Source organism: Bacillus cereus group sp. Bc031, from assembly GCF_027716265.1.
In the GTDB taxonomy this organism is placed as follows: Bacteria; Bacillota; Bacilli; order Bacillales; family Bacillaceae_G; genus Bacillus_A; species Bacillus_A paranthracis.
Window position 1 is genome coordinate 12,391 of sequence record NZ_JAQFUL010000018.1, and the last position, 21,913, is coordinate 34,303.

The following is a 21,913-nucleotide window of genomic DNA, read 5'->3' on the forward strand; positions in this document are numbered from 1 at the left end:
ACAGTATTTATACATGAAACAGCAATGTCTTTCCCACTTCCCTACGCTGGCATTAACCAGATCAGGTACTAAGAGTCTCAAATTCCAATTTGATCTCAGCCTATAATAGGCCCCCCTAGTGGATAAAATATTTAATTTTCGTATTGTATTCATCATAACATACTTCATGTAACTGTCAAAAGTTATTCATGATACCACTACTTAAAATCCTTCGTCTTTTCTTACTCTTAATGAAGTTTCAATAATCATATCTAATAGTTTACTATATTCAATTCCCGCTGCAGCTGCACTTTTTGGTAGTAAACTCGCTTGCGTCATCCCTGGTAATGTATTAATCTCCATTACATATGGAATACCATCCTTCACCATCATATCCACCCTTGCATAAACGCTGCATTTTAATGCTTTATAGCAAGCCAGTGACGCTTTGTTTACACGTTCCTTAAGTTCAGCTGGAAGTTCAATAACTTCTTCAATTGTACTAGTATCATCATATTTCGCATTGTAATCAAAGAACTCAGCCGCATGTCGAATTGAAATGATAGGTAACTGTTTTCCATCAAAAATGGAACATGTAATCTCATCACCTTTAATATACTTTTCTATTACTACTTCAGAATCCCATTTGAACACAGTTTCCAGCATTGAAATTAGTTCGTCTTTATCATAGACAATCTTTACCCCCACACTCGAACCACCAGAGTTTGGTTTTACCACTAATGGAAATCCTAACTTATCTAATTCATCAACATTTAGATCCTCCATTTTTGTAAGTTCAATCCAATCTGGTGTTTCTATTCCTTCATAACGTAAAATCTTTTTTGACATGTTTTTGTCCATACATATACCACTAGATAACATATTACTTCCGCTATAAGGAATACCTAAACTTTCAAGCGTTCCTTGAACAGTTCCATCTTCTCCGTATTTTCCGTGTAATGCGAGCAGCGCAAAATCAATGTCTTTCGCTTTTTCGATTAAATCCATTTTTTCATTTAATGTAATTGGGACAATTTCATATTTATTTTTATCTAAATTTGCAATCATTTCATTTCCAGTCATAATGGATACTTGTTTTTCAGAGGATACTCCTCCCATAATAACGCCAATTCTCATTTCCTCAACTCCAAATTTCGTTTTTTATCCCGCATTAACGAGCAGTAAGACCCCCACCTCAAAATTCAGCGAAAGCAATGCAGTTAGGTGGGGGATCAACTGCCCGTAAAAGCCCGATTGGTGAGGGCTAATAATCAGTGGGGGATGCCCCCCCCTGATTAAAGTTTCACTTTATTGTATCACCGATTATTTTGATTCCCCGAACTATTTCTTCTTCTTTCAAACGTGAAAATCCTAATCGAAACGTGTTCGCTCCTCCTCCATCAGAATAAAACACATCTCCAGGAGAAAAAGTAACCCCTTGCTCATAACACTTTTGCAAAAGCGTGCGGGCATGAATTTTTTCTTCTAACTCTATAAATAAATGAAGTCCACCATCACCGGTCATTCTTTGAAACGGAATGTACTCGTTACACGCCCCAACAGCTAACTCATATTTTTTCTTATAAACAGATCTTGCCTTTTTTAAATATTTTTCAAAATATCCTTCATGTAAATATTGAAATAGGACAGCTTGATCTAAAGTAGATGTGTGAATAGTTCTTGCTCTTTTCACACTTTCTAAATAATGAATTAGTTCTTTATCTGCAATGATCCAACCTACACGCAAGCCAGGGAAAAGTACCTTTGAAAAGCTACTAATATAAATCACATTATTACCAGCACCAGCAAAAGTTAATAATGGTGCTAAATGTGAACCTGAATAACGTAACTCTTCATTAAATCCATCTTCTATAATAGGAATCTTATATTTTGAAAATAATCTCATCAGTTCCGTTCTTTTCTCTGAACTCGTCACAATGCCGGTTGGATTATGATAGGAAGGAATTAAATACGCAAAATCAAACTCTTTTTCACGCAAGCTTTTTTCAACTTGATTCGTATCAATACCATCTTCATTCATATCAATACCATGAACTTCAAGGCCATGTAAGCGGAATAGCTTCAGCGCAGCATGGTGAGTTGGATTCTCACAAATAACTCGACCTGATTTCTTTGATAACGAGGATAGAACAATATCTAACCCTTCAGTAAATCCATTTGTAATTAAAATATCTTTGTTCGAAATATCTACACCTTTCATTTCCATATAATGAAGTAGATATTTCATTAACGGTCTATAACCTTTTGCGTATCCGTAATTTAATACGACATCACCTTCAATGGACATACGAGTAAGAAAAGCTCTTTTGAAATTTTCCACATCAAATAGCTTTTCGTCCGGAGCAATACTGTTAAAAACAATCATTCCTTTTTCCCAACGAACACCATGTTTCATTAAATCTAATTCATCCGCTAATAAAGTAACTGTATTAAGTTTATTTTTCCAATCTATTTCAACAGACGAAGTGTTCGATATATCAACCTTCGCAACAAAATTCCCTTTTCCTTTAACTGCATAAATGAGCCCTTCTTGCTCTAAATCTGCATAAGCAGCGAGTACAGTGTTTCTGCTTACACTAAGTAATTCACTTAGTTCCCTTGTTGAAGGAATTTTTTGATCCCCGAGCAAATGCCCTTTCATAATCATCTTCTTTAAATAATCTTTTAATTGAATATAAACGGGACGATCTTTCACAACTTTAAAATCTTTAAACAATTCCTTACCCCCTGCAATCATTTTTGCATATTTATTTCATTCTCAAAAGGTCCACTACATATGTATTTTTTATAAAGGGCGGTACGGTTTTATAAAATACAACTTTAATCAATTAGTAACTTTACTCCCCGTTAATACGTGACAAATCTTTACGATATAAATTAATTATATCTTTTAAAGCTGCTGCTGCGGCTCCGCGTGGATTTGATGCACCACCAATTGTAGTAACTTGGCCCATCGTATCTGTAAAGAACGTAATCCCTTTTTCTGTCCCATTTATATTTGCTAGCGGATGATCTTTATCTATTTCGCACGGTTCAACATTTAAATTCACATTGCCATCCTCATCTTTATATGCTGATGCAATTAATTTAATAAATTTATTTTGTTCCTTAGCATTTCGAATTTGTTGTTTTGTAACATGTTCAATTCCTTTTATATGTATATCTGTAAGCATATGCTCTGTTCCCATTAAACTGTTTGTCAAAAGTAACAATTTACACGCACTATCAGAACCACTTACATCTAATATTGGGTTCGTTTCAGCAATTCCTTTACGTTGCGCTTCTTTCAGTGCTTCTTCAAACGTAATATTTTCCTCATTCATTTTCGTCAGAATATAATTTGTTGTCCCGTTTAATATTCCTTCTATTTTTTCAATATGGCAACCAGCTAAACTAAATTGACCAATATCAAGTGTAGGTAATGCGGCCGCAGTTGCACCACTATATCGAATTCGTACATTCGCAATTTTTGCTGCTTCATTTATTTCTCTCCAGTTTGTAACAAGCGCACCTTTTGAAATTGCTACTATGTCCATTTGTTTTTCAATCGCTTGTTTTATATATTGTTTTCCTGGATTTCCATCTTTAAGGTTTGTAACTGTTGATTCTACCAGCACTGTACCACTTATGTTATCTGTTGCACGTTCCTCCGGATGATATTCTATATACTTCTCAATTGCTGCGCTACTGCTACCATACGTTAATAAGTCCTGAATAGATAACCCATCCTCATTATGTATTGCAACATTTCTACCTAATAAGCCACTTACAACTAACTCTATACCATATGTTTCATATATATATGAACATTTTTCATGTAGTAATTTTATAAACTCTCTTCCTACTGTTCCATATCCTGATAATACAACTTTAATTTTCATAATATCCCCCCATATTTTTCTACCAAAGCCCTCTTTCAATATAATATAAAGCGCCCTCGAATTCCATCGAGAGCGCTTTATTACTATCTATTTCGGTAAACGTGATAACTTTTCAGCAATTGCTCTATAAAACTCTTGAATGCTAGAAAAACCTAACGTGTCCGAAACACTTAATCCTACCATGTCGAAATGGTCCCAATTTGCTTTCGTTTCGATATGATTCCATTTCCCAATCTGTAATGACTCGCTATTATTTACAGTAGCATGAGATGATGGTGCAATCATAGAATTTGTATTTACTACACCATCATTTTGCCACCAAGAAGTATTAATTAATGGACGATTTTCTTCATACCTTGCATAGGAACCTAAGAAAAATGCATTCCCCATTAACACCTTATTCATTGTTATATGAGGCAAATGTAAACCTGTTATAGGTGCTGCTTGTGATGCATGTCCACTATAGGATAAGTAATACACATTTGGTTGCGTCTTTACCCAATTATTTAACTCCTTTGCACCATCTGTACTTAAATCCCATTGACTTATATCTTTTGTATTTTTCCAAATTGAACTATTTAGAATACGATCAGTATATTGTAAAGAGGACTCTCCAGCATTCTTCTTCAACCCCCATTGATCCAATTTAAAATCATATAGTGATAAATTATCGTTTCCTCCAAAACTTGCAGCTGTAATGAGTAAATCTTTAACGAACGGTAGTAGAAGACTACCATCCGCAAGTGTTGTACCGTTGTGAGGAGTTGCTAATGTTGTAACACTATGAACATATGATTTCTCGCCCTCAAATAGTGGTGATATTTTGGTGTTTGGGTGATTTTTCACATAATTTTTTTCTTCATAACTGCCTTCTTTTAATATCTGTACCAATGTTCTAATTGTTTGTCCACCCATGCTATGTCCAACTAAATGTACTTTATTTGTTTCACTCCAACTCTGCGTGAAACCACTATAAGTTCTTCCAAAACGATTATGTCCATGTTTCTCAGCATGTGCGGCACCGTAGTCTACTGTTCCACCGTTAATTTGGGCATATAATTCACATGCACGATCCCAGTTACTAGAAACTGGCCCAACGGCTGCGGTATGAACTGTATAACCATTGCGTTTCAAATCTTCCTGTATATCATGAACACCACCCCAATATTTAACCCCTAGCATTTCCTCTCTACCCCATCCGGCAAACCCGTTTACTAAAATGATCGGATAATTATTTTGTTGACTCTCTTCAGCGTATATTACTTTCGTGGCGAATGAACATACAGTCATCAATGCAAAAAAACATATTTTTAAAAATAACTTCCCCATACTTCCTCCCCCTAATAAAACGTTTACATTTTTAAATTTACAGCATGCTTTAATAACTTAAACATAATGTAAAGTATTTTATATACGTTGTATATATAGAAAACATATACAAATGTTGATAAATATTTACTTTTTACAATACATCTTGTAAATCTGTTTATTTGAATTTATAATTAGATATAGTTTCCTCATGTTAAAAAGATTTAAAAACCATAAGAAAACTAATCTCATTGCTTCAAAAGGAGGAAAAATCATGCAAATCGGATCAAATATTCATACATTGTCTCAACCTACTAAAATAACTCCATCTAATCTTGAGCATAATACTATCTCTTCTACTAAACTTGAAAGTAAGAAAGTAAATGATCCCATCAAGTTCGATATTCGTTCATCCGAAAAAGAAATGAAACAGCCAGAGCATAAATTTAATGAATTAGATTTATGGAAGATGCTAAAAGATAAAGGTGTTCCTTTATGGATCATCCTTGAAATGCTACAAAAAGTTCGTAAAGAAAAAGAAGCTCAAAATAATTCGACTCAAAATACTAATGCGATTGAGGAAACAAACGAGACTCGATTAAATGAAGTAATGTAATCTTTTTTATATAAATAGTCTATAAACTAAAAAGAGTTCAAGCTTGATAAAGTTTCTATCAAGCTCGAACTCTTTTTTAAGATTTTTCTCCAATCGTTACAAACTGAAAAGATACTTCTCCTTCCAAACCTTTAATTAGCTTTTTTACTTTGACATTTTCATTAATCATTGTATTATCTGTCGACATTTTAGGTTTTTCGTCACCTATAGATTTTTTAAATTGAAGAAGATGCATTTTTGTTTCATTTGCTTTTATTTCCTTATATACGCTATTTTTTGCTACAATCACATACCATTGTGTTGGATAAATACGCTTGTTACCTATCCAAGCGTCACTATTGTATATGACAGGAATCTCTTTCCCTTCTAGTTTAATACTTTTCAAAGTCTTTTCGTCGTCTTGCGCAAACAGCAGCGAACCCTCTTTTGGGAATTTCGGTAACGTATTTACAGGTATATAATTAGAGCCATTGTCTCGTTCACGAAAAACTTTAGCTTTAATCAATGCTTGTGCTGTAGACTCATTTAAAATTAATACCTGTCCGTTTCCAACTTTACCTTTTTTTACAGAAAATACTTCATTTTCTTTCGTAATTTCCTGATAACGATTAATAATTGGTGAAATTTTATTTTCATCTCCAATGATTAATATACCGTTTGCAGGAAATAGATTCTCCTTTTTAGAACATGCACTAAAACTTATTAATAGTAGTATCGTTAACATAAAAATAGTTAGAGTTCTTTTCATCGCGTTTCCTTTCATCATACAGTTGATTTTTCACATACTTTCATATAGTCTTACAAGCTAATAAACTCTATTGTTCCATAACCTTATAAAGCTTTTGCAGGTAACGCCAACGGGTTATAAAGAAATATAAAACTTGTATACAAATAAATGAAATTAAAATTACGATAGAACTATTCATAATAGAAAAATCGAGTAATTGTTGTAATGCCATATAAGCGACTACGGCATGTATCACTGCAATGATAATCGGTAAGAAGAACATTAATAATAACTGTCTCGTTACAACTTTCTTTAGCTCGCGTTTACCTAATCCCATTTTCGAAATCATTTTATATTGCTGTTGATCACGATCCAAATCCGTATATAATCGGAAATAGATAAAACTAGCAGCGAATGTAAAGAAGACGATTCCGACTAAAACACTTGCCATAAGTAATAGTCCATTCGTTTGCTTCGCACTTAACAAATCTAGAGTTAAAGCTTGAAATTGAAAACTACCTTCTTCTTTCGCGAATGTACTAATTAATTCGTTTGAAATTCTCTTCGTTTTTATCCAATCGTCTACAACAAATCCGTAAGTACGATATGGAATATGAATATTATTTGGATCACTAGTAATAGGTATTTCATCATATACTTGATCCTGAACAGCGATATATATTTTTCTAGTATCATGTGGTAAAACTAAATTTTCTACAGCTTTTTCCACTTGAAATGTCTTTGTCCATTCACCTTGAATGACTTCTATACTTTTTTTATAGTCGCCATTTTTAAATTCGTGTTTTTGTGATACGACTCCAGGAATTAATAAAGTTTCACCTTCATTTTCAATTGTTTCTTGTTGATATCCAAGTGCTTTAGCAAGATCGTTATATTCGCTTAACTTCATTACAATTACATTACTTTCTGTGTATATATATGAAGCTGAAGCCATTCGATATGGAATATTAGCATCAGCAAGATGTTTTTTTATAATAGAAAGATTTTTATTTAATGCTTTATTGTTTTCAAAATCCTCATATAAAAATGTATACGGATTTGTCATCCTTACTAAATCTTTACTTCCAATTGCAGCTGTTGTACCAATCGCTGTAAATGCAACTGCTGAAACAATAGAAACTATAAAAAACATTGTTGCATTATCTTTCATACGGTAAATTAATTCAGAAATCGTTAATATATTTGTTCTCTTTAAAAAGAAAGATTCTCTCCTTTTAGCAAGATGTAATATATACAGGCTACACTGTGTATATAAAAAGTACGTTCCTATAATTACTAGTAGGACACCCATTCCGAGCGTAGTAAAACTGGAACTTGAAATGAAACGAAATACTAAGAAATATCCATATCCTATACTAATTAAAGAAAGTAGTGATAATAAAATTGAAGATTTCGGTTCAGGTTTTGGTTTTTCCTCTGCTCGAATAAGTTCCACAAGTTCCGTAATTTTTACCATTTTAAATGTAAATAGTGAAACAATGAAAAATAAGAAAAGAAAAGTGATAATCGTTAATAATACAGCCTTCACTGGTGTATAAAAAGGCAAACCATTATTAATCATTAATACACTTGCGCTTATCAATAAGACTAGTTTAGAAAATATGAGTCCAATGAAAATCCCTATACAAATTGAACCAAATCCAATCAACATATTTTCAATTAATAATAATTTCTTAAATTGTCTCATTGACATACCTTGCATCATTAATATGCCAAATTCTTTCTTACGAGTTTTTAAAAATGAACTAACTGAATATAGGATAAAGAAAAATGAAAATACAAAAATCAAACCTTGCGAAATTGTAAATCCCATCGTACCATATGCACTTATTGTTGCACTTGTTGATTTTAATTCCCCTTGTAAATCAGGATGAAATAATAAAAGGGCATATGTAAAGAAAATCATAATAGAAAATGCACTACTTAAAAAATGAGCAGCATATGTACGCTTATTCCGAAAAATATTATTAAATGCGAACTGACGAAAAGTCATGCCTTTTCCCTCCTAACAAAGAAAGGACATCCATAATCTTTTGATAAAAAGTTTGCCGACTTTCACCACGATAAATTTCGTTATACAGTTGACCATCTTTTATGAAGATTACTCGGCTGCAAAAACTAGCTGCATACGGATCATGTGTAACTAACATCATCGTTGCCTTTTCTTCCTTATTAAGCGTATCCAGCATCTCCATTACATCATTTGAAGATTTAGAATCTAAATTCCCGGTCGGTTCATCAGCAAGTAATAATTGCGGCTTATGAACAATTGCACGAGCAATTGCTGTTCTTTGAGCTTGTCCCCCTGAAATTTCAAACGTTCTTTTATTCAAGATATCTGTAATATTTAATTTCTCTGCAATTTCTTCTACTCGTTTATTCATTTCTTGCACAGAAACACCATCTAATGTCATCGGCAATACGATATTTTCCTTCACTGTAAGCGTACTAAGTAAATTAAATGATTGGAATACAAATCCTAATTGTTTTCTACGGAATAAAGCCAAATCTTCAGATGATAACTGGAAAGGATTCGTACCATTTATTACTATTTCTCCCGATGTTGGAGAGTCAATAGTAGATACCATATTTAATAACGTTGTTTTCCCGCTACCAGATGCCCCCATGATCCCTATAAATTCACCTTCTTGAATTGATAAATCAATATCTACTAATGCTTTAAAAGGTATTTTCCCTTTATATACTTTACTAATATTTTTCGCATGTAAAATTCCCATTTCTATTCTCCCTTCATTTGCACGTCTCATAACAGAGTGTAAATGAATTGTCTTACAGTTCATATTGATTCTTCTTTCATTTATCTTACACGCTTGTAAGATTTCTAAAAAAACTGATAATAACATTATTTACAAATTAAAATTAACGCATAACTATCTTATAATAATTGTATAGTGGTAGGAAATACAATCTCCTATCTTTATTATACGAAAAAGAAAAGACCGATAATGGTCTTTTCCTTCCCGAAGTTATATTTTTAACTTACGCCTTTAATTGAAATGTATTTGATAAATACTCTCTGCATCACTGATCGTAAACTCTTGTAGGTATAGATCTCCACAATCTATTTTAAATAACTTAGTGAATCTATCTTCTTCCATGTTAATCCCCCTTACTTATATTAAAGCTCCTTAATCTGCTTCGTAAGTTCCATAAATCGTTCATCCAGAGCTTTATATTCTTTATCTTTAGAAGTTAAAAAGCTTAATTTACCTAATACTTCTTGTCTTTCTGTTTCTAATGTTAAACGTAGCTCTTCGATTTCGTCTCTTGTTTTCGTAGGTTCTTCGAGCTGCTTTTGTATTGTATTGTTTACAAACACAAGCTTTGTATTAGTTGTTTTCTCCAGAAAATATCGATCGTGAGAAACGATAACGAGCGTTCCGTTATACTCAGCTAATGTATTTTCAAGCTGTTCACGTGAAGGAAGATCAAGGTGATTCGTAGGTTCATCTAAAATAAGTACATCTTTTTCATCTAAAATATAAGCCATTAGCTTACATTTTACTCGTTCACCCATACTCATATATCGAATCGGCTCTTTCCATTGGGAAGATTCAAACCCTAAATGTTTCATTAAATTTTGGACTTTTCCTCTTTCTTCAAACGTCTCTTTGAAAAATAAATCTTCTGGTGTTTTTTCCAGCGGTAAATCAAATACTTCTTGTGTTAAATAACCGATGTTTGCTGAAGGTGAAATCCATACTTCTCCTTCAGCAGTTTCGTTTCCCATAATCATCTTCAGTAAAGTTGTTTTCCCGCTACCGTTTGGTCCAACAATCGCAATCTTCTCACCGTGTTGAATTGTAAAATTAACGTTTTCAAATAATATTCGATTATTAAATTCTTTCCGCAATTGTTTTACTTCTAAGAAACGTTTCCCTACTTTTTTACTCGCTTGAATAGAAAATTCAACCGAATAATCTTCTTTCACACGTTCAACTTTCGTTTTCTCAAGCTCTTTTTCAAGACGTTTTCGTTTCGATTTTACTTGCGCATCCATTCGCTTCGCCTTTACACGATAAAACTCTTTCACACCTTCTTGTTTTGTGGACTGCGCATGTGCCTTTTGTGACCATGAGCTTAATTCTTTTATATGAGTTTCTACTTGTTCTATCTTTTTTTGTTGTTTTTCATATTCACGCTGCTGCGCCATTCTTTTATGTTCACGCGCTTTCATATAACTCGTATAATTCCCGCTATGATCAATTAATTTCTTATCCTCAATTGACCATATTCTAGTCGCGACAACATCTAAAAAATATCGATCATGCGATACGACGATAACTGTACCTTTCATATTTTTTATTTGTTTAATAAGAAATTCCGTACTCATCTCATCTAGATGATTTGTCGGTTCGTCTAATATTAAGACATTAGGATTTTCAGCAAATCCTTTTGCTAATCGAACTTTTAGCTTTTCACCACCACTTAAAGTAAGAAAATCATTCGTTGGCACGCCCCATTTCGCAAGAAGTTCTGCTTCTTTTGCAATTATATCCTTACTAACAAAAGATTCTTTTTCTTGTTCAACATATGCTGTTGTCATGTTCATTTGCATCCATTCAACAGTACCTTTTGAAGGCTCAATCTTCCCATTTATTAATTGAAGTAACGTTGATTTACCGGCACCATTTTTACCAATTAATCCGATAACATCCCCTTGTTTTACTGTCACATTCATTTTCTCTAACAACATATTTTCCTTTATTTCAACATAAACATCATTTAATTTTAATAGTTCTTTCATAATACCGATCCCTTTCATTAAGGGAGAATAAAAAAATCCTCCCAAATAAATTTGGCAGGATTAGTCGTTAAAATATTTATACCCAAATAAGCTATTGCGCAACATAAATAGCAATACCGTTGTATGGAAATTGGGCAGACTAATCCTATTTTTTAGAAATTGAAATGTATTGAATTTCAACATTTAAAAATAAGATTAGTTAATCATCGTCCACCCATCATTCCTTTCTGTCATTAATAACCATATTGTACCATACTAGTACTGTATGAGTAAATGTAATTATATGTGCTGTTAAAAAGATTGCTTTCTTTTAGATTTATTTATCATTCCTTAACTTCATGTTGAATAAGCACAAATTACATTGATTGTAATACGTCCTTTAGGTTTCCCCAGTAATAAATTTTATATAAAAACAAAATCTTATTCGTTATCCAATAACCACTTATTGTTTTTCGATAAATTTTTATTGATTATTCCCTTGTAATAAGCTATTATATCTTTACAGAAAATATTAATGTAAGGATTGAATTTATGGACAGGACATTAGAAATCACAAAGTTAAATATGTTTGTAAGGATTTTTATCCTCCCGATTATAGTAGGGATACTTGTTGGTATACTAACGAAATTGGGGCAAGGTATACTTCCAGGAAATTGGCATTCATTAGCTAACTTAGGAAGCGTTTGGTTAGTTCCATCCTTTTTCGTGGCTAGCTTTAGTTATTCTAAGCGTACAGCTATGCTTTCTGGTATCCTTGCACTACTCGGTATGGTATTAGGCTATTATGGTTATGCAATAGTTATTAAAAATGTAGCTCACTCTATTTATTTTATATCTGTATGGATTGTATGTGCATGTATAGGAGGAACGATCTTTGGAATTGCAGGTTTTCTATGGAAAGATACTACAAATCCACTTCATAAATTCGGAAGCGCACTTTTAAGTGGAGTTTTTGTAACGGACGGACTTCACATTCTATTAAACTTTGAAGATTACAGTCACATGTTACCTGTTGGATATACGGAAGTGATAGTCGGAATTATCTTGATTCTTGTATTAGAACGCTCTAATGCTTATCGTGTGTCTTCTTTCTTAATGATGATTCCTATCACTATTTTAGGATTAATTGGGTATAAATTATTAAGTTTGTTTACTTAATTACAATACTGTATCATGAAAAAACAAAAGACTAATTGTATTATAGTCCACAAAACATATCACGTATTCGAACATTACACTTATACATAGGATAGATCCATGAAGCTATCTCTTTCAAAGGGGTGGCTTTTTTCTTACAAAAATATTTATCAGCTTTTTATTAAATCCTTCAAATTTAACAATCGTATTTATTAGTGTGTCATTATACATACTAATATAACGTTTTACCATTTCATATAACCGCTATAAAAAAAGGCTAAAAAACTTATTTCCAAAGCTCTTTAGCCTAGATCACTTATTTATACATTATAAAATTTAATTCGTACAACCGTACCTTTACCAACTTCTGAATGGATTTCTACACTATGTCCTAATTGCTTCGTAATTTCATATACGAGATATAGCCCCATTCCAGTTGATTCTTTAAAATCTCTACCATTTTCTCCTGTAAAGAAAGGTTTAAACACTCTTGGCAAATCTTGCTTCGGTATGCCTACACCATTATCAGCAATTTCAAGTATAACATTATTACCTTCCTTACAAGCTTTCACTTTAATCTTCTCTCGACTACCAGATGAATATTTAATCGCATTTGATAGTATTTGTCCAATTAAAAATTGTAACCATTTCGCATCACTTTCTACTGTAATGTCCTTATCAATTTTAAGCTCTGGATATACAAAATTCCGGATAAAGAAGCGTTTATGTTCATGCACAGAATCATTCACTATTTTATGTAATTGTACTCTTTCCACATAAAAATCTTGTGTAAATGCTTCTAAACGTGCGACATACAGTGCCATCTCTAACCCCTTTTTCAGCCTATCTGTTTCCTCATTTATACTTTCAAAACGCGAATCGACTTCATCCTGTGTAATTAATTCTATTACAGATAAAGGTGTTTTCATTTGATGAATCCACTGATTCATAAAAGTTAAATGATCATTATTTTTTCTTTCTTGTATGTGGAGCTGATTTTGATAATGGCGATATTGTACCTCAAGCAAGTCTTGAAGCGCAGCAGATATAGCTGCAAAATCAGATTTTTGAACAGATTCATCTAAAGATTGCATCGGGTTTGCTAATCGTTCATAGAAAGTACGATGAGTAAAGTAACGAAATACTAAATAGCCTACCATAAAAAAGGCACCTAAAAACATTGCATACAATGCCGTCGCGATATGCTTATGCCCATCAAACCAATATACGAGAAATATGGATAATAGTTGGATGACTGTAAAACAAATAAGAGGTATATGATCACGTATAAACAGCCTTATCATTTTTCCATACCAGTATCCCAAGTAATATGTAGTCTATATCCAACACTACGAATCGTTTCAATCGCATCCTCAATCTGTAACGTTTTCAACTTTTTTCGCACACGTGTTGTATTTACACTCAATGTATTATCATCAACATAGGATTCGCTATCCCATAATTTATTTAATAGTACTTCTCTACTCACAACACGCGGATAATTTTTCATTAACATTTCTAATAAAATAGCTTCATTTCTCGTTACATCAATTTCTTGATTCTTAAGCTTCAATACAAGCCTTTCAGGATATAAACAAAGACCATGTTGCTCAACCATCCGTTCTTCTACTTTCGGTGCATAATCTCCGTAAGCACGCCTTAAATGACTTCGAATTTTAGCCATTACAACTTCGTAATGGAATGGCTTTGAAATGAAATCATCGCCACCGTTTTCTAGCGCCATAACTTGATCCATCGTACCTTCACGAGCTGAAATAAATAATATCGGACATGTAGAAACTCCGCGAATTTGACGACACCAATAGTAACCATCAAAACTCGGTAAATTAATATCTAATAAAACTAACTCTGGTTGTTCTTCTAAAAAAATATTTAATACATTATGAAAATCCGATACAATAATCCCTTCATACCCATATTTCGCAACATGTGTTGATAATAGTTCTGCAATTTTCATATCGTCTTCTACAATCATAATTTTAACCATGTGTTTACTCCTTTTTCGATCCACAATCTTATATTCAATTATATAAAATAAATACTACCTTTTTTTATATAATCCGTAAATCAAAAAAGATACTTTTATACAAAATCATCCTTCTTCTATCATTTCTTATTTAATATGGAATTCACTCATAGTAAACCCCAATTTCTCCACATAATTCATCCCTAATTCCATTCGAGCAGTCTTCAGCGGGTCCACAACTTGACAAACTTTTAAATCGCCGGCTGCTGATAATAAAAGCGTGGCATCAGCTTTAGACATTTCTAATTCTTCATGTAAAAATGTCACCATATTACGTACAGCTCGATTCGCTGCATCATCTAGCAATTTTTCTGAAGCTATCGTCATTACTTTTTCTTTTTGAATAGCCATTGGCAATGGCCATTTCTTTCCTTTTATAATCTGAACTGTTACCGTCACCTCACCAGCAACCTCTACTCCACTAACCCCAATTTCACCATCGCCCATCGCTGCGTGTAAATCACCTAATGCTAATAGAGCACCAGGAACATTTACAGGTAATAATAATGTTGTCCCTTCTTTTATCTCTTTACAGTCCATATTCCCGCCGTGATCATGTGGTGTGCCACATGAAATGCTCGCTTCTTTCGGCGCTGTTCCAATTACACCGATCATTGGATTAATCGGGATTTGTAGTTCATTTGAAAACAAAACATATTCATTATGTACTGAGACAATTTTCACTGTATTTTCATGTAGCTCTTCACCCATTACACCAAGATTTGCACCTGTAGTTAAAACGCCTTTCTCTGCAATTTTTATCTTTTCAATGGTAACAACTAATATATCACCAGGTTCTGCACCATTAATATATACCGGACCAGTCGCTGGATTAATCCGGTTCCAATCTAACTCTTGAAACACAACATCTTCAGAATCAATTTGATTTTCAAAGCAATCATATGTTTCGAATATAAGGCGACTCCCAATTTCCACTTCCATACATGGTTTATTTTCTGGTGACATTGCGTAAATGATATGTTCTTTCTGAATTCGATACATATTATCTCTCCTCTTTATATTTGTCTACAATTACTAATTAGCTTTTTTCATAAAAGCTCCTTTTAATAATTAATAAATTTACATATAGAAAAGCACTTAGCTTATTTTCATACATACACTCTTTACTATAACAGGTAAAGAAAGGTGGTATCACTATGCCCCTTATTCCATATAACGAAAGCGATGTTGATTTACTAGCTCGTTTAATGCGTGCTGAAGCTGAAGGCGAAGGTCGACAAGGTGAACAACTTGTTGGCTGCGTAGTAGTAAATCGTGTACTTTGTGATTGCTTAGATTTTAAACAACTCCGTACCGTACGTGATGCTGTATATCAAAGCCCTGGTGGATTCGAAGCAGTGCAATACGGATATTTTTATCAACGCGCTCGTGAATCAGAAAAAGAAATCGCACGAAAAGTTTTACAAGGTGAGTGGCGCTGGCCTGCACGATGGGCTCTTTGGTATTTCCGTCCAGTTGGAGCTTGTCCGCCCCAATGGTATAATCAGCCGTTTGTAGGACAGTTTAAAAGTCATTGTTTTTATGAACCTAGTGGTGATGAATGTCCGAAATTGTATTCACGGTAGTAAAATTTGGAACGCAAGTACTTAGCTGAGTACTTGCGTTGCTTTTTTAGAAATCTAATAATTCGATAAATTTTTCGATACCTACAACATGTATTAATAACGGTATACGAGGGCCACTGGACTGATTCATAATAAGCCTATAAATTATAATAAATAATTGTTTTTGATTTTCTTTCATTATTTTTTTATTTTCATGATGACAAATCGAATAAAATTGCTCCATTATGTTTGAATAATTTTTATTTGAACGCAATATTTTACAAACTTCTACTAACCATTTTTTCTGCTTTCCCTCTAATGTGTTATAAAACTCTGTATTTTTCTCCTGATTTACCGCAATTAATTTTTCGGATTGAAAGTTTCTTATCCAATGCTCTGCACGATTACTTATCGCTCTCATTTCATCTAACGCATAGCTCCTATCTATTTTCTCTAATATCTCCTGTAAAATAAATGAGTCAAAATTTAATAACGGCAACGTTCCTGCTACTTGATTAAATTTCGGATATTCTTTAAATCCGCTATCAACTCTAGAAAGTTTAATTGCATCAAATAAATCTTCATTTTTGAGCGTTTTATTCTCATAACTATCTTTCAATCGTTCATATTCTGTATAATTGCGAATTACATCTTCATCAAGACCGATATGAAACGCTGCGTCTGGCCTATATTTTGCAAACATAAATAGAATCACTTCGGGCAAATACACTTTTTGCAACTCGCTAGGTGTAATACTATTCCCTGAAGAACTAGACATTTTTTCATGATGCCCTTTAATTCCAATAAAATCGTAAGCAATATAATGAGGCGCTTCACGATTGAATATTTTTCTCGCAATTTCTTTTGATACATTATAACTACCCGTTTCTGATGAATGATCTCTTCCGCCCGGCTCAAAAACAACATCCTCTATCATCCATCTCATCGGCCAATCGATTTTCCAATTCAGTTTCATTTCATTTGTATTTAATACCGATAATTCAGTTTGATTTCCGCATTCACATTCATACCGAACTGTTTTTAATACTTCATCAAAATGTGTAATCGTTGTCGCATCTTTCCTGCATTTCTCACAATATAATGTAACCGGATAAAAGCCCTCTCGCTCTTCTTCACTACACTCTCCCGTTTTAAAACTCATTAAAATATCATATATTTCTTTTCTTTTATATAAAGCCTCCAATATGTTTTTGTTATATCTTCCACTTCTATATTCAGCATGTTGATATATGAATTCCACTTCAATCCCAAATACTTGAAGCGATTCCTCAAACTCTTTTTCAAAATGCTCGGCATATGAATTATGACATCCATACGGATCTGGTATATCACAGTATGGCATTCCGATATACTTTACAAAAGATGAATCAACATTTTTAGGGACTTTTCTAAATCTGTCGTAATCATCCCATGAAAATATAAAACGAGTCTTTTTCCCTAAATCTTGAAGCGCCCTTACAACAAAATAAGTCGTTACGATTTCACGAAAGTTCCCAATATGAACAGAACCAGATGGACTAATTCCAGATGCGCAAACAAAAGTTTCTTTGTTTGGATGTTTTCTAATTAATTCGTGTGCTACTTCATACGCCCAATGCATATGTTACTCACCTCAATTGTTTTTTGTTTTCAGATTTTCAGTTTTATACAATAAAAAAACTCCCACCCCCAAGATTATTCATCTTGAGGACGAGAGTTATTAGCTTCGCGGTACCACCTCAGTTTGTCAATATGTCGCCATATTAACCTCTTCAGGTACGGCAAAATATGCTTATACCCTATCTCTATAACGGGAGATCCCGTCACACCATCCCTAAATAAATTAGTTCCTTGCGCAGCTCCAAGTCTTTTTTCATTAAGATGTATACTGCTCTTTCTCAGCTACCAGAGCTCTCTGTACGTATTCTTTCTTAACTACTCTTCTCTTCCATGCCATTTTACATATTAGTTTTTTCATATGATAATTTAAAATAGTTTCATTGTCAAACTTTTCCGAAATAAAACAGTATAATTATCTAAAAAAATTCTTTATCGCTTCTAATTGAATTTTGTGGCTACACTCATCACAACAATATACCCCTTTTGGTTTCTCTTTAAATCGCTTATATTTTTCACTGCCTTCATAAACACGAAATATATTTTTACAAGAAAAACAAACAATTTCATAAAACATCATATGCATTTTCCTCTCAATATTTATACATTGTTTTAATCACTCGAGAAAATCAGTTTTTCCATGGTACAAATCTTAATATTTTCTGATTAAAAGGTTTGTCCCTATTCTTATCGAATTATATAAATATCTTATAAAGCGAGGTGAACATCTTGGACAGTAATATAGAATTAGTTTTAGATGCGAAAGCAAGTTTAGCTGAAGGACCATCTTGGAATGAAAAAAAGCAACTTTTATACTGGGTTGATATTGTGGAGAAACAATTATGCATATTTAGTCCTACCGCTAATACAAACCGAGTAATTGCTCTCAATCAACAAATTGGTTGTGTTGTTCCATATTTAGATGACATACTACTCCTAGCTATGGAAAATGGCTTTTATTCTATTAATGTAGAAACAGAAAAACTGACACATATTTTTGACCCTGAACCACATTTATTTAAAAATCGTTTTAATGATGGAAAATGCGATCCGGCAGGACGTTTTTGGGCAGGTACTACAGATACATACGGTATTAATGCTGCTGGCTCCTTGTATTGTTTAAATAATAATTTAAAGGTAGAGAAAAAAGTTTCACATGTAAATACATCAAATGGCATAGCTTGGTCACCTGACCATACATACCTTTACTATATCGATACACCTACTAAAAAAGCAGTTCGTTTTCATTATGATATATGCTCTGGAGTAATTCGTAATCCAAGTGATGTAATTATTTTCCCCGAAAATGACGGTCTACCTGATGGTATGACAATTGACGAGGAAGGTTGCTTATGGATTGCTCATTGGGGAGGTTCAAAGATTACTAGATGGAACCCTTCAACTGGTGAACAAATATTAAGTATCCCGATTCCAGCGCCATATGTAACATCTTGTACATTTGGAGGGCCTAATTTAACCGACCTATATGTTACAACAGCCAGAACAAGAATGACGGATGACGAATTAAAGCAATATCCACATGCTGGTGGTATTTTTCGAATTCAAACAAATGTAAAAGGTTGTCCTACCCATTCATTTTACAATAATAATATTGGAGCTGAAACACTATGAATCGCATTAATTTTATAAGACAAGAAGAAAAGAAATATCACGACCTTTGTTATGAACAATACAAACTATTTGAAACTGGTTCTTGGCTGTACAAACCGGTTAAAACGGTTATGGATTTGATGGATTATTTTGAAGGAAAAAACAACTTGCAAGTACTTGATCTCGGCTCTGGCGTTGGAAGAAATAGTATTCCCATTGCCCAAAAGATTCAAAATGCGAGTGGTACTGTTACATGTGTGGATTTACTTGATTCTGCTTTAACAAAATTACAAACTTATAGTAAAGAATATGGTGTAATTAATAATATTAAAATAGAACAAGTAGCAATTGAAAACTACTACATTCAACCTAATACTTATGATTATATCGTTGCAGTATCCAGTTTAGAGCATGTTCAATCAGAAGAAGATTTAAAAAACGTGCTCCATTCTATGAAAGAAGGTACAAAAAGCGGCGGTATGAATTGTTTAATTATTAATTCGAACATACAAGAAATTGACTTACATACAAATGAAGAGTTAGATGCTTTAATTGAAATTAACCTTCCTACTGAAGATATGATATATCTATTAAAAAGCATTTATAAGGAATGGAAAGAAATTAAAGTTGAAATAAAAGAATTAGTCTATGATATTGTTCGCGATGAAAGGCATATTCAATTAAAAACAAATGCTATTACGTTTGTTGTTCAGAAATAAAACTATAAAAGGTAGGGTTTTTCCCTCATATATTCAGAGAAACACCCTTACCTTTCAATTATAAATTCTTCAAAAAATTGCTTCGTTATTACCATCTAAAACATTATTTTTATTAGAAATACTATTCAGCTAGTAATTGAATTCATTCATTTATTAATAATTGCTTGTCGAGCTTTTTCTTTATCATCAAAATGAATAGTTGAATCTTTTAAAATTTGATACGTTTCATGCCCTTTCCCTGCAATCAAAACAATATCATTAGAAGATGCCATGTTTATTGCGTGATTTATTGCAAGTTCACGATCTACTTCTACTTTATAATTCAAATTATTATTTTGCAAAAATCCTTTTTCAATATCTTTCATTATTGGCTGCGGATCTTCCGAACGTGGATTATCAGAAGTAATAAAAACAAAATCGCTATAACTTCCAGCAATTCCGCCCATTATAGATCGTTTTTTTGCGTCTCTATCTCCACCACAACCGAAAACAGTAATAACTTTACCTTTTGAAAACTCGCTAATTGTAGAGAGAACATTTTCTAATGCATCCGGTGTATGAGCATAGTCCACTATTACAAGAAAATCTTGATTTTCATCTATGATTTCCATTCTACCTTCAATACACTTTAAGTTTGATAAGCTATCACAAATGTTTGTAAGCGGAATACCTTCAACTATTGCAACTGTTATTGCTGCTAATGCATTATAAACATTAAAACGACCTACAAGATTAAGGCTAATTTCTATTTCTCCATTAAAGGACGAAACTAAAAAACGAATTCCTTTTGGGCTTAAATTTATGCTCTTCGCTTGAACATCTGCTCTATTATGTATTCCATATGTGATAACCTCAGCTGAAGTAATTTTTTTAAAGTATTCTACCGATGGATCGTCTGCATTCAAAACAGCAATTTTTTTCTCTGTAGTAGATAAATCATTTCCTAATCTTGCAAAAAGAAAACCTTTTACATGCTTATATTCATGAAATGTTCCATGATAATCCAAATGATCTTGCGTTAAATTTGTGAAAACAGCTATTTTAAAGTTACATCCTTTCACTCTTTCCATATGTAAACCTTGTGACGTTACTTCCATAACACAATAATCTGCATTTTGATTTTTCATCATTTGCAAATTCCGTTGAAGTGTTGGAGGTTCTTGCGTATTAATATCAGTAGGATACCATTTTGAATCAACTTTCACTCCGTTATTCCCCATGAGCCCCGTGTGATATCCATAATCACTTAAAATTTTTTCAAGTAAATAGGAAGTAGTTGTTTTTCCATTTGTACCTGTAATTCCAATTAGCTTCATTTTATTAGATGGATAACCATAGAAGTGTGACGCAATAACTGCCATAGCATATCTAGCATCTTTAACAATTATTTTAGGTATCTCAATATTTACATCCCTTTCTACAATTAACGCTACAGCACCATTCTTCACTGCACCTTCAACAAATTGATGTCGATCTTCAAGAAAACCATCGATACCTGATACACATATAAATAGATCTCCATCAGTTATCTTTCTAGAATCCATTTCTAACCCCGTAATTTCTACATCCATATCGCCAATAGTTTCTTTAATCAATAACAAATTCGCCAGCTCTTTTAGTTTCAAATGTCCCTCCCCCCTAAACATTTTCCCTATTTATTTTACCACTTTATATAAAATAATGGCTTAAAATACCATATTGATTTAACGAAATTTATTCATCTTAAATAAACAAAAAATAAAAGAGCACTTGTTTCCGCAAGTGCTCTTTTGGGGATTTTGAGATACCCTATTAACGAAAGTTAAGGTTACTTAAAGTTAAAAGGTATTTCTATTATATGCCTGTCCTCTTTATTTGTGCATAATTAATATATAAACATATTTAATCATTCTTAAT

General features: G+C 32.9%; 19 protein-coding genes, 1 pseudogene, 1 riboswitch and 1 other annotated feature. Of the genes and pseudogenes, 5 read left to right on the plus strand and 15 right to left on the minus strand.

The features are described 5' to 3' along the window. Positions 1–21 precede the first annotated feature (21 nt). A riboswitch (TPP riboswitch) is annotated at positions 22–127 on the minus strand. Positions 128–201: 74 nt separating this feature from the next. The 4 genes from ddlB to PDQ33_RS09640 form a co-directional block, all read right to left on the minus strand. Continuing rightward, on the minus strand, positions 202–1,116 hold the full coding sequence (gene ddlB / locus PDQ33_RS09625; protein WP_074543417.1) for a D-alanine--D-alanine ligase: 915 nt from the start codon (positions 1,114–1,116) through the stop codon (positions 202–204). Positions 1,117–1,282: 166 nt separating this feature from the next. After that, positions 1,283–2,716: a MocR-like pyridoxine biosynthesis transcription factor PdxR gene (gene pdxR, locus PDQ33_RS09630; protein WP_000471621.1), complete on the minus strand. Its 1,434-nt coding sequence runs from the start codon at positions 2,714–2,716 to the stop codon at positions 1,283–1,285. Between the two features lie 121 nt (positions 2,717–2,837). Beyond that, positions 2,838–3,881 carry a homoserine dehydrogenase gene (locus PDQ33_RS09635; RefSeq protein ID WP_000695910.1) on the minus strand — a complete coding sequence of 348 codons (1,044 nt, stop codon included), beginning with the start codon at positions 3,879–3,881 and terminating at the stop codon, positions 2,838–2,840. 87 nt (positions 3,882–3,968) lie between these two features. Beyond that, complete coding sequence (locus tag PDQ33_RS09640; RefSeq protein WP_074543418.1) at positions 3,969–5,210, minus strand: esterase/lipase family protein; 1,242 nt, start codon at positions 5,208–5,210, stop codon at positions 3,969–3,971. A 253-nt stretch (positions 5,211–5,463) separates the two neighbouring features. Between PDQ33_RS09640 and PDQ33_RS09645 the strand changes: the two genes are divergently transcribed. Continuing rightward, positions 5,464–5,805 carry a DUF3914 domain-containing protein gene (locus PDQ33_RS09645; protein ID WP_001165503.1) on the plus strand — a complete coding sequence of 114 codons (342 nt, stop codon included), beginning with the start codon at positions 5,464–5,466 and terminating at the stop codon, positions 5,803–5,805. A 76-nt stretch (positions 5,806–5,881) separates the two neighbouring features. Here the strand turns inward: PDQ33_RS09645 and PDQ33_RS09650 are convergent, their stop codons facing one another. From PDQ33_RS09650 to abc-f, 5 genes and pseudogenes are all read right to left on the minus strand, one after another. Beyond that, entirely contained in the window at positions 5,882–6,553 is a 672-nt protein-coding gene (locus PDQ33_RS09650; protein ID WP_002163634.1) for a lipoprotein BA_5634 family protein, read from the minus strand. Positions 6,554–6,620: 67 nt separating this feature from the next. Beyond that, positions 6,621–8,546: an ABC transporter permease gene (locus tag PDQ33_RS09655; RefSeq protein WP_270755477.1), complete on the minus strand. Its 1,926-nt coding sequence runs from the start codon at positions 8,544–8,546 to the stop codon at positions 6,621–6,623. Then, positions 8,521–9,291 (minus strand): ABC transporter ATP-binding protein, encoded by a 771-nt coding sequence (locus PDQ33_RS09660; RefSeq protein WP_270755487.1) that lies wholly within the window; start codon positions 9,289–9,291, stop codon positions 8,521–8,523. Before PDQ33_RS09660 ends, PDQ33_RS09655 begins: the two co-directional genes overlap by 26 nt. A gap of 282 nt (positions 9,292–9,573) precedes the next feature. Continuing rightward, a pseudogene (locus tag PDQ33_RS09665) lies at positions 9,574–9,672 on the minus strand (acetyltransferase); the annotation flags it as partial. 20 nt (positions 9,673–9,692) lie between these two features. Beyond that, positions 9,693–11,321, minus strand: coding sequence for a ribosomal protection-like ABC-F family protein (gene abc-f / locus PDQ33_RS09670; RefSeq protein WP_002170234.1), 1,629 nt, complete (start codon positions 11,319–11,321; stop codon positions 9,693–9,695). Between the two features lie 531 nt (positions 11,322–11,852). Between abc-f and PDQ33_RS09675 the strand changes: the two genes are divergently transcribed. After that, positions 11,853–12,479 carry a DUF6518 family protein gene (locus tag PDQ33_RS09675; RefSeq protein ID WP_000376248.1) on the plus strand — a complete coding sequence of 209 codons (627 nt, stop codon included), beginning with the start codon at positions 11,853–11,855 and terminating at the stop codon, positions 12,477–12,479. A 299-nt stretch (positions 12,480–12,778) separates the two neighbouring features. Here PDQ33_RS09675 and PDQ33_RS09680 read toward each other — a convergent pair whose 3' ends face one another. The 3 genes from PDQ33_RS09680 to PDQ33_RS09690 all read right to left on the minus strand — a co-directional run bounded on the left by PDQ33_RS09680 (position 12,779) and on the right by PDQ33_RS09690 (position 15,507). Continuing rightward, positions 12,779–13,762: a sensor histidine kinase gene (locus PDQ33_RS09680; protein WP_002163637.1), complete on the minus strand. Its 984-nt coding sequence runs from the start codon at positions 13,760–13,762 to the stop codon at positions 12,779–12,781. Further along, on the minus strand, positions 13,759–14,466 hold the full coding sequence (locus tag PDQ33_RS09685) for a response regulator transcription factor (protein WP_000238972.1): 708 nt from the start codon (positions 14,464–14,466) through the stop codon (positions 13,759–13,761). Before PDQ33_RS09685 ends, PDQ33_RS09680 begins: the two co-directional genes overlap by 4 nt. A gap of 126 nt (positions 14,467–14,592) precedes the next feature. Beyond that, positions 14,593–15,507 (minus strand): acetamidase/formamidase family protein, encoded by a 915-nt coding sequence (locus PDQ33_RS09690; RefSeq protein WP_061130404.1) that lies wholly within the window; start codon positions 15,505–15,507, stop codon positions 14,593–14,595. A gap of 155 nt (positions 15,508–15,662) precedes the next feature. Between PDQ33_RS09690 and PDQ33_RS09695 the strand changes: the two genes are divergently transcribed. Next, positions 15,663–16,091, plus strand: coding sequence for a cell wall hydrolase (locus tag PDQ33_RS09695; protein ID WP_061130403.1), 429 nt, complete (start codon positions 15,663–15,665; stop codon positions 16,089–16,091). Positions 16,092–16,137: 46 nt separating this feature from the next. Here PDQ33_RS09695 and lysS read toward each other — a convergent pair whose 3' ends face one another. Continuing rightward, positions 16,138–17,691 carry a lysine--tRNA ligase gene (gene lysS, locus PDQ33_RS09700; RefSeq protein ID WP_270394460.1) on the minus strand — a complete coding sequence of 518 codons (1,554 nt, stop codon included), beginning with the start codon at positions 17,689–17,691 and terminating at the stop codon, positions 16,138–16,140. An 82-nt stretch (positions 17,692–17,773) separates the two neighbouring features. Beyond that, positions 17,774–18,030, minus strand: a binding site (T-box leader). A 72-nt stretch (positions 18,031–18,102) separates the two neighbouring features. Next, on the minus strand, positions 18,103–18,273 hold the full coding sequence (locus PDQ33_RS09705; RefSeq protein ID WP_000551046.1) for a DUF2197 domain-containing protein: 171 nt from the start codon (positions 18,271–18,273) through the stop codon (positions 18,103–18,105). Between the two features lie 143 nt (positions 18,274–18,416). Between PDQ33_RS09705 and PDQ33_RS09710 the strand changes: the two genes are divergently transcribed. Further along, a complete protein-coding gene (locus PDQ33_RS09710; protein WP_270755471.1) occupies positions 18,417–19,319 on the plus strand; it encodes an SMP-30/gluconolactonase/LRE family protein in 903 nt (300 codons plus the stop codon). Next, positions 19,316–20,017, plus strand: coding sequence for a class I SAM-dependent methyltransferase (locus PDQ33_RS09715; RefSeq protein ID WP_001079922.1), 702 nt, complete (start codon positions 19,316–19,318; stop codon positions 20,015–20,017). The genes PDQ33_RS09710 and PDQ33_RS09715 overlap by 4 nt, the downstream gene beginning before the upstream one ends. A 146-nt stretch (positions 20,018–20,163) precedes the next feature. Here the strand turns inward: PDQ33_RS09715 and PDQ33_RS09720 are convergent, their stop codons facing one another. Beyond that, positions 20,164–21,642: a UDP-N-acetylmuramoyl-L-alanyl-D-glutamate--2,6-diaminopimelate ligase gene (locus PDQ33_RS09720; RefSeq protein WP_270755469.1), complete on the minus strand. Its 1,479-nt coding sequence runs from the start codon at positions 21,640–21,642 to the stop codon at positions 20,164–20,166. Positions 21,643–21,913: the final 271 nt, after the last annotated feature.